Source organism: Mesorhizobium sp. M0904, from assembly GCF_040319475.1.
Lineage (GTDB): Bacteria > Pseudomonadota > Alphaproteobacteria > Rhizobiales > Rhizobiaceae > Mesorhizobium.
Genome location: NZ_JAMYOC010000010.1, coordinates 101,425 through 115,905 on the forward strand (window position 1 = coordinate 101,425; position 14,481 = coordinate 115,905).

The following is a 14,481-nucleotide window of genomic DNA, read 5'->3' on the forward strand; positions in this document are numbered from 1 at the left end:
TCGACGGATAGCCAGACACAAAGGCAAAGACCTAAACCCACAATTATCAACCCGCCGCGGGGACTGCGGGCAGCGCACGGGCCCGGGCGATGCCGAATCGCTAGAAGCCGTCACGCAGATCACCTTTCCGCACGGACCGTCCATGCCGGGGCCGAAGTGCCGTTGCTGTAGGAACAAGGCCGCAACAGACGCGGCATCTGAACCATAGGCTACAGACCCGCCCCCTGCACTTGAGCCATGCCCTCGTTTCCTGTCTCCATGAGGGTCCGGAGTGTCCGGCCGGTGATTTGAGGTTCATCGAGGGGTAAATGCATCGCGGGCCCTAGCATCGCGCCAAACGCATGCCGCTCGCCTGAAAAGCTCCGACTGACGGCACCACGAATGACCGCTCCTTGGGCGCCAAAAATAGGCGCTCCGCTCATTTTGCCGGGAATTTTTGCGTTGAAATCGAAGCAGGGTCCCGGGGTGGATACGTCTTTCTGCAAATGGTTCTCGGGAAATACTCGCATCACTTCACCTACAGAGACGAAAAGGTCCATTTCGAACTCTTTGATGACCATTCCGCCCTTACCGTAGTCTAAGGGAATGTCGTTCATCTCCGCATAGCCCAGCGAGTACGCTGCTTCGCCCGGTATGAATGGGTTCAACGACAAACTCAGAGGTTGATGCGCAGCGCCGTGGGGCATCTCTGCGATTTTGCAGATCGCAATGTCCGTCGAGTACTCAAACCTATCCTTCTCATAGACGAGGGGACTTTCCTTCCAGCGGCCCCATAGCCAGTATTTCTGAAAGGAAAAGTACCTAAATCCACGCGTCCCGTAGGCAGGGCTATAGGGGACGATGACGCCGAAATTTAGCGCCTCTGCGAAGACCATTTGGTTCCCCTGTCGCGTCGCACCGTAGCCGCTGTCGAAGGGGTCCATAAGAATGTGGGCTGCGGTCATGACGTAGCCAGAGCAACTAATAACGGAACCGGTCCCGATACACCGAATAAAATCGTCGCCCTCCCTCCAGGCAACGACAGGAACGATACTCTGCTTCATGAGAAAGTCTGCGGGTCCAAAAGAAGCCAGAGCTTCATGTATGTTTCGGCTCGGGGTGGAGGTCAGAAGTTCAATGTTGCCCTCAAATGTGAAATAGTCAGAATCGAAACCCGGCTTAGGCGTCAATTCGAGACCTCTAAGATCAGTGACGCCCCACCGTCCATCTGATCGGCGTGACCACAATGATTTCAGTATTGAAATAGGTGGTGTAATCACCACTTTCTCGCCCCCCTATTTTGCTACCCCTTGCGTAGCCTCGGTTGTAAATCCGATTTCGGCCATTCCTATTCTTAGAACGGATACAGCACCGGCGTCAGTCCTGCCGAATGACCATCATAAGGGTGGATGTACGATTCCGAGATCTTCCAATTCGGCTTAGACGCCACTTGGAAGAAGTAGCCAAACTCTGAACGCCAACGAAATGCTTCCATTTGTCCAAATTGGGCGATCAGCATGACGGCGCAGGCAACGACAGCATCGACAGCGTGGGATAGCGTCCCTTCTTCAAAACTTCCCTCGCGATCATGTTTCACTGCGTTGTACGCCCGATACCAAGGGAGCGATTCCGTTGGACGGGCGCTGTCCCAACCCTCAAATGGTCTCACCTCCTTCATCCACGGATAGTATGGGAGCAAGATTCCAAACTCACCCAGGCGCATCGCATTTTGAAGCGCGACGTAGTTCTGCGTGGTGAATTTACCTGACTGCCCATTCGCCTCAAGCACACCACGCCAATGCATTTCCACTTCAGTGCACGCAAGAATGAGGAGGTTTCTTATCTCGTGCCCGTACACTTTGAAGTTTGACGGCGAAGGGTGAACAGTTTGGCAAATGTCAGTTAGCTTGTGCGTGAGCGAGACTAGCTGCCCGCGCATGACCGCAAGCTGGGACTCTACGGTATTCGAACCCGGGCAATGGTAGACCGCATTTGGGCTACCAACATGCTGATCAACCACTCTAGACATGCGGGGATAGTACTGCCCCGGTTTGAGGTGTGTATGCTCAAAGGCGAAGGGTGCTGACTCTGGAATGAGTTGCGCCAATTTTGTCCCGACAGCATCGAAGACGTCGCGCCCTGACGGAACCACGACGTGCGCTGACTCGTGATTGAGCGGCTCAGGAATACCGATCCGTGTCGCGACTGTTCCATCGAAATGCCACATCCCTTGGCCCTTTCCGTCTTTGTCGGTGCATCCGAAATACCCGCTTGATTGCGCCATAGTCCCCCGCGAAATTCTATTGAGGACAATCTACATCAAATCCCCGATTCTGGCTCCATGAACTGAACCTACGGGGCATCCCCGAGGCTAGAGCGGGGATAGCAACGTCCCCTTCTCCTGGCCGCCGCCTCGAATGCTCTACGGGCATCCTGAGAGGGCATGTCTCCTGCCATGGCGGCCATGCAGGTCTCGACCGCCTGTTTCCATTTGGGGCCAAGCTTGGTCCACTGGAGCTGCTCGGCGGCGCCCTCGTCGTGGCTGAACCCCATAGCGGAGCCCAGGTCGATCCGCCTTGACGTACACCGGAGAGTTGAACCAGTGAAGAGCCATGAGGGGAAGCTAATAGAGGTCGGGAATGTTTGGCAGAAATTTCCGAGCGGGGGATTGGATAACTGGCTCGCGCGAAGCCCCCCGTGCCCCCCGGGCGCCACGTGCTGTTTCGGAATTGCTGGCGAGTTGGGTCATTGGGCCTTGCTCTTCGCCGCTGGTTTGGCGGGCATCGCACCTTCGATGGCTCCAAGCAGCATCTTTCCTATCGCATTAATCGTGCCCATAGATTTGGCCTTCGAAGGAACGCCTTTTCTGTCTAGGGACTTCATCAGCTTGTCGACATCAGCGTGATCGAAATCGATCACAACGTCGCTGTGCGCAAAACAGTTTCTAATCTTTCTGAGCCTGTGTAGCTGCGCCGCCGCACTCGGCTCGACCAGTCCAAGCGCGTGCGCAAGATGAATGCGCGAACTGAAAGTCGCAAGTCCACCCGTTCCTTTGAACAATGCGTCCTTGTTGGTTTTGTTCAGCCCGCTCATGTTCGCTGCCAGCAAGTCGAGCAACTTTTTGTCCAACATGCCACACAGCACAAGAACCTTCCCTGCCGATCCTGCCTTGAGATGCTCGGCAAAACTCAACGCAAATTTCTCACGCTGCTCCTCAGTCAGTCCATCAAAGAAGTTTTTGGCCGTCTTTGCCATGATAATCCCCCACGCCCTTCGTTGAGACTACCAGAGGGACTGCGCGCCTCCTAGCCATCCCATTTGGCCTTCGATGGAGACCGGCCTCATGGAAGATTTGGCCGCGCCTCCTTGACAGTCACAACGAACGTTGACGTTAGACAATGCTTCGGCCACCACCTTGTCAGGCACAACGCTTGAGCTGGACAAAGCCGTGAAACAGTACGTCATCTACACCCGCGTTTTGACGGACTGGCTTTGCGTTTCGTCCGTGCTTATGAAGCAGCTCGCTCACCAGCTGGTTGCAATTGCCGTTGGCGCAACTTTCTGATGTGAATGACCCGACCACTAGCTATGAAGGCGATTTCCGCGCCTTCGCGCGGACCGGCCGCCTGGAAGAAGGTGACCTTGCTTTCCGGCTCGATCATGATGATTTCGCGCAGATCAGTACCGGCGATCATAGCTTCGCGCACGAAGTGGGTCGCGCTCTCCTCCACGACGTCGCAACGGGTGCAGAGGCCTGCGGGCAGGAACAGGCGGGCGTCGCGCGCCTTGAGTTCCAGGCCCTGCCATATCTGCGCACGGGTCAGCTTGGTCTCGCCTCGGGGATTCACCGGAACGGTAGCGGTCGAGTAAATCGTGATATGTCTCCTGGACAGAACGTCGGTGATGGGCCTCAGCCGGCAATTGCGGCCGCATAGTCGCGATAGGAGCGCAACGGTCGGCCCAGCAGCGCGGTCAGCCGATCGACATCGCCGGCATCGGGGACCATGCCGTCCGTGAGGAAGCGCTCGGCCATCAGGCGCATGTCGAGCGCCATCCAGCTCGGCATGAACTGCCGCAGGTTCTGCTCGAAGCCGGCGGTGTCGTCGCCGGGATACGCGATATGTCGACCGAGGACGTCCGTCCAGATGGCTGCGACGTCCGTGCCAGTCAGCGTGTCGGGGCCGACCAGGTTGATGCGGTCGAACGGCAGCGGCGCCGCGGCCTGCTCGCGGCGGATGAGTTCGATCGCGGCGATCTCGCCGATGTCCCGCGCGTCGATCATGGCGATGCCCTTGGCTCCGATCGGCATCGGATAGATGCCGTAGCCGATCACCACGTCCTTGATCGTGATGTCGTTGTCCATGAAGTAGGCGGGCCGCAGGATGGTGGCGTTGAGCTCCATCTGCTCGATCATCCGCTCGACGCCGAACTTGCCCGCGAAATGCGGCACGTTGACGTAGAGATCGCTGTGGATCACCGACAGGTAGACGATCCGCTCGAGGCCGGCCTCGCGAGCAACGGCCAGCGCTACCAGCGCCTGGGTGTATTCGTCGGCCACCACCGCGTTCAGCAGGAAAAGGGTGGAGACGCCGGAGAACGCCTTGCGCAGGGAATCGACATCGAGCAGGTCGCCCTGCACGACATCTACGCCAGTGGGGAAATTGGCCTTCGAGGGATCGCGAACCAAAGCGCGCACATCGGCGCCACGCTTCACGAGCTGTTCGACTACGTTGCGGCCGACATTGCCGGTCGCGCCGGTAACGAGAATGGTCATGGGATTACTCCTGAGTTGAGCCGGATGGCGTCCCACAAAATTAGTGATCCACGTTTGTGTCGGTAGGCATTATATCTGAACACGCCGTCCCACAGGTGGAACACATGGATCTACTTGCCCTTGCTGATTTCAATCTGGTCGCCCGCCACGGGGGCTTCGGTAAGGCCGCCCGCGCTGCCGGGCGCCCGAAAGCCACCTTGTCCCGACGCGTGGCGGAGCTGGAGGCGAGTCTGGATCTACGGCTGTTTGAGCGTGGCGCGCGCGCGTTAAAGCTGACGGAAGAAGGACGCGCGCTTTTCGAGCGCGCGGGCCGGTTGCTTTCCGAGCTCGAAGAGACGACGGCGGCGATCGCCTCAGGCGGCGAAAGGCCGCGCGGCCGGTTGCGGATCAGCGCCCCATTGCTGTTCGCACAGACCGCCATGGGGAAGATCGCCGCCGGCTTCGCCCTGAAATACCCGGGGGTCAGGCTCGAGGTCACGACCGAAGACCGCGTCGTCGACATGATCGAAGAGGGATTTGACCTGGTGATCCGGGTCAATCCGGATCCGGATGAGAGCCTCGTTGGGCGAGCCTTTCTGCGTGATCGGCTGGTGGTCGTGGCAAGTCCTGACCTCGCCCAGCCGGCCGAAGGGCTGGCGACCCCGGCCGTCATGCGTTCGACAGATCGCGGGGCTTGGGACGTGAAGACGCCCACTGGCCGGTTAACAATCGCGATCGAGCCCGTCCTTGCGTTGTCGTCGCTCATCATGGTCCGGGATGCCGTGCGAGCGGGCGTCGGCGCGGGACGCCTTCCAGTGTCGCTAGTGAGCCATGATCTGGCGGACGGAACGCTGGTACTTTGGGGGGATGTCGAGGGACCCGACATTGCCCTGTGGACACTCTATCCCTCTCGGCGGCTGCTGAGCGCGCGCGTCTCCGCATTCCTCGACCATCTGAAACGCGCCTTTCCCATGGGGACACCTGACGAGCTGGCCGCCTATATCGGCAAATGACTCCCAGGAAACTGGCTAACCAAGCTGATACGTTACTCCATAAATCTTTCAGCGTTACTTCACATCCGAATTACGAAATTACGGCGACAGTGCACTTTTTGCGGCGGCATTCAGGGCCTTTCCGCCGCAAATCTCGAATGCGCGTTTTTTAGCCTTCCCTGACCGGCAGCGCCTTTTCCCCGGAATCGACCGCCCTATTTCGCCTCGACAGGTGGGTGGCTGCTTGCTGGACGAGTCCTTGCGGCGAGTACGGCATGTGCTTCGAGGTACCCCACATGAACTTCCACGATCGGCACCTATTGAGGTTGCGGGTGAACGGAGAGGATCACAGCCTTTCCGATCTCGATCCCCGCGTCACGCTGCTCGACCTGCTGCGCGAGCGGCTTCATCTGACCGGAACGAAAAAGGGATGCAATTTCGGCGAGTGCGGCGCCTGCACCGTGCATCTCGACGGACGGCGTGTGAATGCCTGCATGATACTTGCCGTGTCCTGCGAGGGACGCGAGGTTACGACGATCGAAGGGCTGGCAGACGGCGATGCGCTTCATCCCGTGCAGCAGGCGTTCATCGATCATGATGGTTTTCAGTGCGGATTCTGCACGCCCGGCCAGGTGATGTCGGCGGCGGCGCTGATCGAGGAGGGACATACCGGCTCCGATGCCGAGATCCGCGAATGGATGAGCGGGAATCTGTGCCGCTGCTCGGCCTATCCGCAAATCGTCGAGGCGGTGCGCGCAGCGGCCGGGAGGGCGAGCCAATGACCCCATTCGTCTATGCACGCGCCGACAGCCTGGGTGACACGATCGCAGCCGGTGCCGCGCCGGACAGCGCCTTTCTCGCCGGCGGCACCGAATTGCTCAACTGGCTGCGCCTTGGCATTGCCGAGCCGACCCGGATCATCGACATCTCCCGCCTCGACGGGCTGGATCAGGCCGAAACACTGCCCGGCGGCGGCTTGACGATCGGCGCGCTGACGCATCTCAACGATGTCGCGCAGCATGCGTTGGTCGTGCGCGACTATCCGGTGTTGAGCCAGGCGATCCTCAACGCCGCATCGCCGCAGCTGAGAAACCTGGCAACGATAGGCGGCAATCTTCTGCAGAAGACGCGCTGTGCCTATTTCCGTGCCGAAGAGCAGTTGCCATGCAACAAGCGTCAGCTCGGCTCCGGCTGCTCGGCATTGCATGGCATCAACGACAATCACGCGATATTCGGCTGGACCGAGGATTGCGTCGCCACCCAGCCATCCGACCCGGCCGTGGCGCTGGCAGCACTTGATGCGGTCATCGTCACCGCGCACCGCAGCGGCGGCCGGCGCATTCCGGCAGCGGAATTCCACCTGCTTCCCGACACGCGGCCCGAGGCAGACAATGTGTTGCAGCAAGGCGAACTGATCACGGCAATCGAGCTGCCGGCGCCGGCGCCGCGATCGGCTTACCTCAAGGTGCGCGAGCGCGAATCCTACGAATACGCCATCGTCTCTGCCGCCGCTGTGCTGGAGATGGACGGCCAAACTATCCGTCGGGCCGCCCTGGCGCTGGGGTCCGTGGCGCTGCGGCCGTGGCGGCTGAGCGCCGCCGAGGAGCAGCTCGCCGGTGCCGAAATCGGCGATCGCGAGGCGTTGAACACCGCTATCGAGCAATCCTTCGCCCAAGCGCGTCCCTTGTCGCAGAACGCCTACAAGATCGAACTGGCCAAGACCGCCGCTTTGCGGGCGATCGAAAGAGCAGCGAGGATGCCGTCATGATGATCAGCCAGCCTGTTGCCCGCCCTGACGGCGGCGTCAAGGTCACCGGCCGCGCCCGCTATGCGGCCGACTATTTCGCCCCCGACCTGCTCTATGCGGTACTCGTGACCGCGCCCGTTCCGGCCGGCCGCGTGACGTCGATCATGGTCGACGACGCGCTCGCCGAGCAGGGCGTCGTGCGTGTGCTCACGCATGAGGACATGCCCAAATTCGGCCGGTTCGCATCGCCGAGGGCCGAGCCCGATACGCAGATGCAGCAGGCCGAAGGCCCACCGGCAGCGCAGAGCTTCATGCCCATGCAGGGCGACGAGATACGTCACGAGGGTCAGCCGCTTGCCATTGTGCTGGGCGAGACGCTGGAGGCGGCGGAGGCCGGTGCCCGCCACGTCGCATTGCGTTTCGAGTTCGCCGAGCCGGAATTGCCGGCACCGCCGGAGTGGACCGCCATCGACAAGGCTGCGGTCGTGCCGAGGGAGAGCGGCTTCCTGTTCCTGGAGCCGACATTTACCAAGGGCGACGTCGACCGCGGGCTTAGCGACGCAGCCGCCATGGTCGAAGCCGTCTACCTGCAGCCGTCGCGCCACCACAACGCCATGGAGCCCTCGGCGACGCTCGCTGAGTGGAACGACGGAGAGCTGACGCTGCACGACGCCACGCAGCACGTCTATGGTGTCCGCCAGGTGCTTGCCGCCCGTTTGAATGTCCCCGCCGGGAAGGTCCGCGTGATTTCCCGCCATACCGGCGGCGGCTTCGGCGGCAAGGGTTGGATCTGGCCGCATCAGGTGCTGGCCGCCGCCGCGGCGCGCATCATGCAGCGCCCGGTCAGGCTGGCGCTGAGCCGCGCCAATGCCTATTCCTGCCTCGGCTACCAGCCGCGCATGGCACAGAAGATCGTGCTGGCGGCGGACAGGTCGGGCAAGCTGACCGCCGTGCAACAGGACGTGGTCAACCTGACCACCGTGAGCGACGATTTCGTCGAGTTCGCCACCGAGGCCTCGAAGGGTCTCTACGCCACGCCGGCCATGCGTCTCAGCCAGCGCGTCGAGCGCGCGAACGTCGCCATGCCGACGGCGCTGCGCGCGCCGGTCGAGGGTCCGGGTACCTGGGCCCTCGAAAGTGCGATGGACGAGCTCGCCCACCGCCTCGGCATCGATCCGCTCGACCTGCGTCTGATCAACCATGCGGACACGGATCCGGCCACCGGCCAGCCCTGGTCGTCGAAGAAGCTGCGCGAGGCTTATGAGGAAGGCGCCCGCCTGTTCGGCTGGCGCGAGCGCCCGCGCAAGCCGCAACGCGATGGCGATTGGCTGATCGGCTACGGCATGGCAACCTGCAGCATGGGCTGTTTCCGCCACCCGACGCCTGCAGCCGAGGTCAGGCTGCACCGGGACGGCAGGGTGCTCATCCGCACCGGCACCCAGGACATAGGGACCGGAACACTCACCATCTTTCCGCAGATCGCGGCCGACGTGCTGGGCCTGCCGATGGCGAAGATCGAGTTGGAAATGGGCGATACGCAGCTGCCGGAGGCGGGACCGACCTATGGCTCGTCATCGACCATGGGGGTGGGCGCGGCGGTGCTTGCCGCCGCCGAAGATGCGCGTTCGCAGCTTGCCCGTCTTGCCAATCTGCTGCCGGACGAGGTGGAGATGCAGGACGGCAAGATTCGCCGCAAAGGCGCTGCCGGCGGTCAGACGATCGCCGACGTTATGAGCCATACCGACATCGGCGAGATCATCGGCTCCGGCTCGTTCGATCCGGCGCAGCACGGCAAAGGCCTCGCCATGCGCACTTTCGGCGCGATTTTCATGGAGGTCGGCGTCGATCCTGGGCTCGGCCTGCTCAGGCTTCGTCGCGCCGTCGGCAGCTACAGCGCCGGCCGCATCGTCAATCCCCGCACCGCACGCAGCCAGATGACGGGCGGCATCATCTGGGGCTGGGGCATGGCGGCGATGGAGCAGAGCCGGCACGAACCAGTGCTTGGGCGGTTCCTGTCGAAGAACCTTTCCGGGGTCGCCATTCCGGTCAATGCCGACATTCCCGGCGACATCATAATCCACTTCGTCGACGAGGTGGACCAGCATGCCAGCCCGATCGGCGGCAAGGGCATCGGCGAGCTCGGCGCCACAGGCGTTGCCGCTGCGGTGGCCAATGCCGTCTACGACGCCACAGGCAAGCGGATCCGGGAGTTGCCGATCACGCCGGAAAAACTGCTGTAGAAGCACCGGCCCGCGGAAGCGTCTGCTCGACGAGCTTGACGTAATAGCGCATCACCGTCGGCACGATCTCGTCGTTGAAGACGTAGCGGTCGCCGTGCAGGCCTTCGCCCGGGCCGACCTCCCCGGCACCGATCCACGCATAGCAGCCGCTGGCGTCGCGGATCATGAAAGCGAAATCCTCGCAGCCGAGACTGGGGCTGAACTCGGTCAACACATTCTCCCGGCCGACGACGGATGCCGCCGCCTCGACGGCGTGGGCCGTCGCGTCCGCCGTGTTGATCAGCGGCGGATAGCCCTTCCGGTAGTCGAGCCTGGCGTTGAGCGAATACGCGGCGGCAATGCCTTGTGCGATCTCGCCGATCAGCCTCTCGCAATGGTCGGAAAGACCGGGCTCGAAGAAGCGGCAGGTGCCTTGCAGCCAGACCTTGCCCGGCACGATGTTGCCGACATTGCCGCCGTGGATCTGCGTGAGGCTGACGACAAGCGCGCTTTGCGGGTCGACCGAGCGGCTGACGATGCGCTGGACGGCTTGCACGAAGGCGCCGGCGGCCAGGATCGGGTCATCGCCGAGCTGCGGCATCGCGGCATGCGCGCCAAGACCCTCGAAGGTCAGTTCGAAATTATCCACGGCCGCCATTTGCGCACCAGCGCGGGTGGCGATCGTTCCCAGCCTGACGCCCGGCCAGTTGTGGACCGCATAGACCGCCTCGACCGGAAAGCGCTTGAACAGGCGGTCCTCGATCATGCGCATGCTGCCGCCCTCGTTTTCCTCGGCCGGCTGAAAGATGAAAGTGACGGTGCCGTCGAAGGCACGGCGATCGCTAAGCAATTTGGCAGCGCCGAGCAGCATGGCGGTGTGGCCGTCATGGCCGCAGGCGTGCATTACTCCTTCTTTCCCGGAGACATAGGCCAAGCCGGTTTTCTCCAGCACCGGAAGCGCGTCGAGCTCGGCGCGAAGGCCGATGGCGCGTGCGCCGCCACCGCTGCGCAGGACACCGACGACGCCGGTGCCGCCGATCCCTTCATGCACCTCGTCGACGCCGAAGGAGCGTAGCTTCTCTGCAACGAAACGCGCCGTTTCGTATTCATTAAATCCGAGCTCCGGATTGGCATGGATATGGTGCCGCCAGCCTATGACCTCTGGTGTCAGCGCGGCGATGGGGTCATTATGCAGCATGATGCCTCCTTTCACGCCGGCAAAGGCGGCGCGGTTTGATCCCGCCAGCCATAGAAGGCCCGACGAAAAGCGTCTTGAACCGGATTGACCATGGCAAAGACAATCGAAGCGGCAGAGACCGGGAAATACTGGCGCCATCCGTGCTTCCCCGACCTTGGCCTGTTCGAGGCGCGCTTCACCCAGCACCGCTACGACCTGCACACGCACCCGACCTATGTGATCGCCCTGATCACCTCCGGCTGCGAGCGCATTCGCATCGGCCGTCAAAGCGTTCTCGCTCCGGCAGGCGCCATTGCCGTCGTCAATCCTGAAGAGTGGCATGACGGCGAACGCGGGGCGGATGAAGGCTGGGCCTACCGGACATTTTATCCGTCGGTGCCGATGATGACCGCGCTTACCCGCGAACTCGGCCGCGACGGCGCTCCAGTGTTTTCGCGCGCGACGATTGAAGACAGCAGTCTCGCCGCAGCATTGACGGCAGCGCACCACGGCTCGACATCCCCGGACACAATGACGGCCGAGACGTCCCTGCTCGTGGCGCTTAGACAACTGATCGTTCGGCATGGCGACTCGAGCGGACAGGCCGAAGAGATCGAAAGCTCCGGATCGCAGCGAAGATTTTCGCTCTACCGCGATCTTGTCGAAAGCGAGCTTGGCTCGCAGCTCGACCTCAAGCGGCTTGCCGGCGCGGCTGGCGTGACCCGGTTCCAGGTCATCCGCGATTTCAACAAGGCAATTGGCCTGACGCCGGCGGCCTATATCCGCGACCGGCGATTGCGCCGGGCGAGCGCGCTGATCGAACAGGGATTTGGCCTCGCCGACGCAGCTATTACGGCGGGTTTCGCCGACCAGAGCCATTTTTCCCGTACATTCCGGGCCATGCATGGTATGACGCCGGGCATGTTCAGAAGAGCGGGATAAGGCGCTCCTGAACAGACAACCTTGCGCCTCAAAGCTTGCTGCGCAATGCTGACGCAGTTCGGGGGGAATCATGCGAAAAATCTTGGCACCGACGCTGTTGCTCACGGCTGCACTGTTTGCAAACAGCGCCCAGGCGCTGGATGCCAGCGGGACGCCGGTTGTCGTGACCCCGCTTGCCTCTCGCACCGAGACCGCGTCCGGCCAGCCGATCACGCTGCCCCAGAAGAACGTCCAGGTCCTGGTCTCGGCCTATCAGATCGCGCCGGGCGCGACCTTGCCGGTCCACAAGCATCCGTTTCCGCGCTATGCCTATGTCGAGGCCGGCACGCTTCAGGTCACCAACGTCGAGACCGGCAAGAGCAACACCTATCAAACAGGTGATTTCATCATCGAGATGATCGGGCAATGGCATCAGGCGATCAATGTCGGCGCCGATCCGGTCAAGCTGCTGGTCATCGACCAGGTCGAAGAAGGCACCAAGAACACCGTGTTGCGCCAGTAGCTACCACGTCTGAAAACGGCGTCCGTGGCGAATCCAGCGCAGCGCGTAACAGACGTCAGAACGCGAACCCCTCCGGCAAATTGTGATTCCAATAGCCTTCCTCGACAAGTTCACTTATGCGCCAGCCCTCGGACGTGCGTACGACGCGGTCGCGATACCAGAGCCCCTGGAAGAAGACCTGCCTTTTGCCTTCGCCGAGGTCGACCACCATCGGGCATGAACAATGCACGCGCGCGCTGGCCTCATCCCCTCGGAGATCCAGAAGGATTGTCGAAATGGCGTGCTGCGAGATCAATATCTTCGAAAGGGCGCCTTTCATGTAAGCGACATGCTCATCCACACCGCTCCTGATTCCACCTGTTACAGTGTCGTCAAGCACGGCATCGAGTGTGAATATTTTGCGATAGGCGTCCCAGTCGCGATCGTCCACAGCATAGCAATAGCGAACAAGCAGCTGTTCGATCTCGAGCCGATCCGAAACCTCTTGCAATGAAAGGGTCATGTCCTGTCTCCGCGGTTGGCGGCACTAATGCCGCATGCGCCAAGCCTGCCCCGACATTTCGATCAATATTCACGTTGCCGATGCTCCGAGCAACCTCGCCGCGCGACTGGGCATGCGCAAACCCGAACACTCATTTGGCCTCCGCCTTTACCCGGTCGGCAGCGGCGGCCAGAACGGCGCGATCCCCCTCTTCGTACAAACGGCGGATGGAAATTGCCTTGACGCGCCAGCCTTCCGGCGTCCGCACCAGCTAGTGGAGATAGCTGCCACCGACCGTCCAGAACCGCCCGTGATCCAGTGGGCTGCGCAGACATGGCTGCGTGCAACCGCGTCATTGCCTGCGCCTTCGACAATGATGTTGCTGATAAGGTGCTGGGTGGCGTCGAAACCCGGAAGCAGACCCTGCCACTGCGCGATCAGCGCGTCGCGGCCGCTGGTCGCGGCTTCGCCGCCGAAGAGGCTGGTATAGTCGGTCGTGACGGACAGCACTTAGTTGGCGGCATGGTGCGACCCTAGCTGCCGCTTGCTGGTAGCTCGGGCAAGTCCGGATCTGGTGCTCGGCATACGGCACGATGAATGGCCCGGTTTGGCCTTTGCGGACATCAACGCGGATACAAGAAAGCCGTCTTAGGTCTCCGACGCCATTTCTTTTGCCAATTCGCCGATCATCGAACGCAACCACCTGTGGGCTGGGTCGTGGCGGTAGCGAATGTGCCAAGCCATCTGCACTGGAAAAGTGCCGAGGTCGACGGGCGGCGGTAGTATCTTCAGGCGCGGATCCCTCTCAAGGCTGCGGCAGATCAGTCTCGGCAGCGTTGCGCAGTAATCCGTAACGGCAAGCATCTCTGGCACGGCCAGGAAGTGCGTGACAGAAAGGGCAATCTCTCGCTTGAGGTTTTGTTGCTCCAATGCCTGGAAGAGGCCCGCCCGCAGCCGGCCCGGCGGGAGCACGTTCACGTGCTTGAGCCTTTCATACTGTTCTCGGGAAATATGGTCTCGAACGTCGGGATGATCCTTGCGCACCGCGCAGGCGAGCCCATCGTCCATAAGATGCTGGACGACAAGATTGCCCGGCGGATCGACGATCCGGCCAATCACCATGGCCGTGGTACCGGAAATGACGCCGGTCTCGGCGAGATCGTTGCCAAATGCCGTCATGCGGAGCTTGATACCAGGCGCCAGCTCACGCGTCCTCGCGACGAGGGCCGGCATCAACACAAGCTCCACGTAACTGTTGGGGGCAAGCGTGAACAGCCGTTCGGCCTTTGCTGGCTGAAATTCCTGCTGGTTCAAATGAGATCGTCCAGTTGCGCCAGCGCTGCTTCGATCGTCGGAGCGATCTCCTCAGCCAATTGCGTCGGCTTTATGCCATACCTTTCCCGGATGAATAGCGGATCCCGGAGGGTGTCGCGCAGGCGGTTCAACGAATTGGACAGCGCCGGCTGGGTGATGCCCAGTCGCGCTGCTGCCCGTGTCACGCTCCGCTCTTCCATCAGGGCGAGGAAAACCGGGAGCAGGTTCAGATCGTATCTCATCGAGATATAATCTGACATGAATATATAAAATAAATGAAATAAATTTCTGAAATACATGGGCAGGTGCCATTATCCGTGCATCGACAGGCCGACGCGGCCGATCGATCTCCAAATCAACCAACTACGACGCCTC

At 61.5% G+C, this 14,481-nt stretch carries 14 protein-coding genes and 2 pseudogenes; 6 read left to right on the forward strand and 10 right to left on the reverse strand.

Translation table 11 applies throughout. The annotated features are described in order from the left end of the window. Window positions 1–209: 209 nt before the first annotated feature. From NKH80_RS12740 to NKH80_RS12765, 6 genes and pseudogenes are all read right to left on the reverse strand, one after another. Complete coding sequence (locus NKH80_RS12740) at window positions 210–1,043, reverse strand: trypsin-like peptidase domain-containing protein (RefSeq protein ID WP_352505829.1); 834 nt, start codon at window positions 1,041–1,043, stop codon at window positions 210–212. A 290-nt stretch (window positions 1,044–1,333) separates the two neighbouring features. Beyond that, a complete protein-coding gene (locus NKH80_RS12745; protein WP_352821334.1) occupies window positions 1,334–2,206 on the reverse strand; it encodes a hypothetical protein in 873 nt (290 codons plus the stop codon). A gap of 125 nt (window positions 2,207–2,331) precedes the next feature. Then, window positions 2,332–2,532: a DUF982 domain-containing protein gene (locus tag NKH80_RS12750; RefSeq protein ID WP_352505826.1), complete on the reverse strand. Its 201-nt coding sequence runs from the start codon at window positions 2,530–2,532 to the stop codon at window positions 2,332–2,334. Window positions 2,533–2,724: 192 nt separating this feature from the next. Next, on the reverse strand, window positions 2,725–3,234 hold the full coding sequence (locus tag NKH80_RS12755; RefSeq protein ID WP_352505825.1) for a hypothetical protein: 510 nt from the start codon (window positions 3,232–3,234) through the stop codon (window positions 2,725–2,727). Window positions 3,235–3,575: 341 nt separating this feature from the next. Continuing rightward, window positions 3,576–3,857 (reverse strand): annotated as a pseudogene (locus tag NKH80_RS12760) (AtaL-like protein); the annotation flags it as partial. 32 nt (window positions 3,858–3,889) lie between these two features. Beyond that, a complete protein-coding gene (locus NKH80_RS12765; RefSeq protein WP_352505824.1) occupies window positions 3,890–4,753 on the reverse strand; it encodes an SDR family oxidoreductase in 864 nt (287 codons plus the stop codon). A 104-nt stretch (window positions 4,754–4,857) separates the two neighbouring features. Here NKH80_RS12765 and NKH80_RS12770 point away from each other — a divergent pair, with 104 nt between their 5' ends. The 4 genes from NKH80_RS12770 to NKH80_RS12785 all read left to right on the forward strand — a co-directional run bounded on the left by NKH80_RS12770 (window position 4,858) and on the right by NKH80_RS12785 (window position 9,711). Then, window positions 4,858–5,745, forward strand: coding sequence for a LysR family transcriptional regulator (locus NKH80_RS12770; protein WP_352821339.1), 888 nt, complete (start codon window positions 4,858–4,860; stop codon window positions 5,743–5,745). A 275-nt stretch (window positions 5,746–6,020) separates the two neighbouring features. Then, on the forward strand, window positions 6,021–6,506 hold the full coding sequence (locus NKH80_RS12775; protein WP_254818266.1) for a (2Fe-2S)-binding protein: 486 nt from the start codon (window positions 6,021–6,023) through the stop codon (window positions 6,504–6,506). Further along, entirely contained in the window at window positions 6,503–7,492 is a 990-nt protein-coding gene (locus NKH80_RS12780; RefSeq protein WP_352991814.1) for an FAD binding domain-containing protein, read from the forward strand. Before NKH80_RS12775 ends, NKH80_RS12780 begins: the two co-directional genes overlap by 4 nt. Then, window positions 7,489–9,711, forward strand: coding sequence for a xanthine dehydrogenase family protein molybdopterin-binding subunit (locus tag NKH80_RS12785; protein ID WP_352991816.1), 2,223 nt, complete (start codon window positions 7,489–7,491; stop codon window positions 9,709–9,711). Before NKH80_RS12780 ends, NKH80_RS12785 begins: the two co-directional genes overlap by 4 nt. Here the strand turns inward: NKH80_RS12785 and NKH80_RS12790 are convergent. Further along, window positions 9,689–10,888 (reverse strand): amidohydrolase, encoded by a 1,200-nt coding sequence (locus NKH80_RS12790; RefSeq protein ID WP_352991818.1) that lies wholly within the window; start codon window positions 10,886–10,888, stop codon window positions 9,689–9,691. The genes NKH80_RS12785 and NKH80_RS12790 overlap by 23 nt on opposite strands. Window positions 10,889–10,978: 90 nt before the next feature. Here NKH80_RS12790 and NKH80_RS12795 point away from each other — a divergent pair, with 90 nt between their 5' ends. Both NKH80_RS12795 and NKH80_RS12800 read left to right on the forward strand, forming a co-directional pair. Next, window positions 10,979–11,809, forward strand: coding sequence for a helix-turn-helix transcriptional regulator (locus NKH80_RS12795; protein ID WP_352991820.1), 831 nt, complete (start codon window positions 10,979–10,981; stop codon window positions 11,807–11,809). A 70-nt stretch (window positions 11,810–11,879) separates the two neighbouring features. Further along, window positions 11,880–12,311, forward strand: coding sequence for a cupin domain-containing protein (locus NKH80_RS12800; protein WP_352688219.1), 432 nt, complete (start codon window positions 11,880–11,882; stop codon window positions 12,309–12,311). Between the two features lie 55 nt (window positions 12,312–12,366). On the opposite strand, the gene NKH80_RS12805 is transcribed toward NKH80_RS12800, so the two are convergent. From NKH80_RS12805 to NKH80_RS12815, 3 genes and pseudogenes are all read right to left on the reverse strand, one after another. Next, window positions 12,367–12,813: a nuclear transport factor 2 family protein gene (locus NKH80_RS12805; RefSeq protein ID WP_352505818.1), complete on the reverse strand. Its 447-nt coding sequence runs from the start codon at window positions 12,811–12,813 to the stop codon at window positions 12,367–12,369. Window positions 12,814–12,960: 147 nt separating this feature from the next. Beyond that, window positions 12,961–13,302 carry a nuclear transport factor 2 family protein gene (locus NKH80_RS12810; protein ID WP_352688217.1) on the reverse strand — a complete coding sequence of 114 codons (342 nt, stop codon included), beginning with the start codon at window positions 13,300–13,302 and terminating at the stop codon, window positions 12,961–12,963. A 138-nt stretch (window positions 13,303–13,440) separates the two neighbouring features. Next, window positions 13,441–14,348, reverse strand: a pseudogene (locus NKH80_RS12815) (LysR family transcriptional regulator). Between the last annotated feature and the right edge of the window lie 133 nt (window positions 14,349–14,481).

Excerpts from the sequence above, each read along its gene's own strand:
- NKH80_RS12740 (WP_352505829.1), bottom strand. The coding sequence starts at position 1,043 with ATGAAGCAGAGTATCGTTCCTGTCGTTGCCTGGAGGGAGGGCGACGAT.
- NKH80_RS12745 (WP_352821334.1), bottom strand. The coding sequence starts at position 2,206 with ATGTGGCATTTCGATGGAACAGTCGCGACACGGATCGGTATTCCTGAG.
- NKH80_RS12750 (WP_352505826.1), bottom strand. The coding sequence starts at position 2,532 with ATGGGGTTCAGCCACGACGAGGGCGCCGCCGAGCAGCTCCAGTGGACC.
- NKH80_RS12755 (WP_352505825.1), bottom strand. The coding sequence starts at position 3,234 with ATGGCAAAGACGGCCAAAAACTTCTTTGATGGACTGACTGAGGAGCAG.
- NKH80_RS12765 (WP_352505824.1), bottom strand. The coding sequence starts at position 4,753 with ATGACCATTCTCGTTACCGGCGCGACCGGCAATGTCGGCCGCAACGTA.
- NKH80_RS12770 (WP_352821339.1), top strand. The coding sequence starts at position 4,858 with ATGGATCTACTTGCCCTTGCTGATTTCAATCTGGTCGCCCGCCACGGG.
- NKH80_RS12775 (WP_254818266.1), top strand. The coding sequence starts at position 6,021 with ATGAACTTCCACGATCGGCACCTATTGAGGTTGCGGGTGAACGGAGAG.
- NKH80_RS12780 (WP_352991814.1), top strand. The coding sequence starts at position 6,503 with ATGACCCCATTCGTCTATGCACGCGCCGACAGCCTGGGTGACACGATC.
- NKH80_RS12785 (WP_352991816.1), top strand. The coding sequence starts at position 7,489 with ATGATGATCAGCCAGCCTGTTGCCCGCCCTGACGGCGGCGTCAAGGTC.
- NKH80_RS12790 (WP_352991818.1), bottom strand. The coding sequence starts at position 10,888 with ATGCTGCATAATGACCCCATCGCCGCGCTGACACCAGAGGTCATAGGC.
- NKH80_RS12795 (WP_352991820.1), top strand. The coding sequence starts at position 10,979 with ATGGCAAAGACAATCGAAGCGGCAGAGACCGGGAAATACTGGCGCCAT.
- NKH80_RS12800 (WP_352688219.1), top strand. The coding sequence starts at position 11,880 with ATGCGAAAAATCTTGGCACCGACGCTGTTGCTCACGGCTGCACTGTTT.
- NKH80_RS12805 (WP_352505818.1), bottom strand. The coding sequence starts at position 12,813 with ATGACCCTTTCATTGCAAGAGGTTTCGGATCGGCTCGAGATCGAACAG.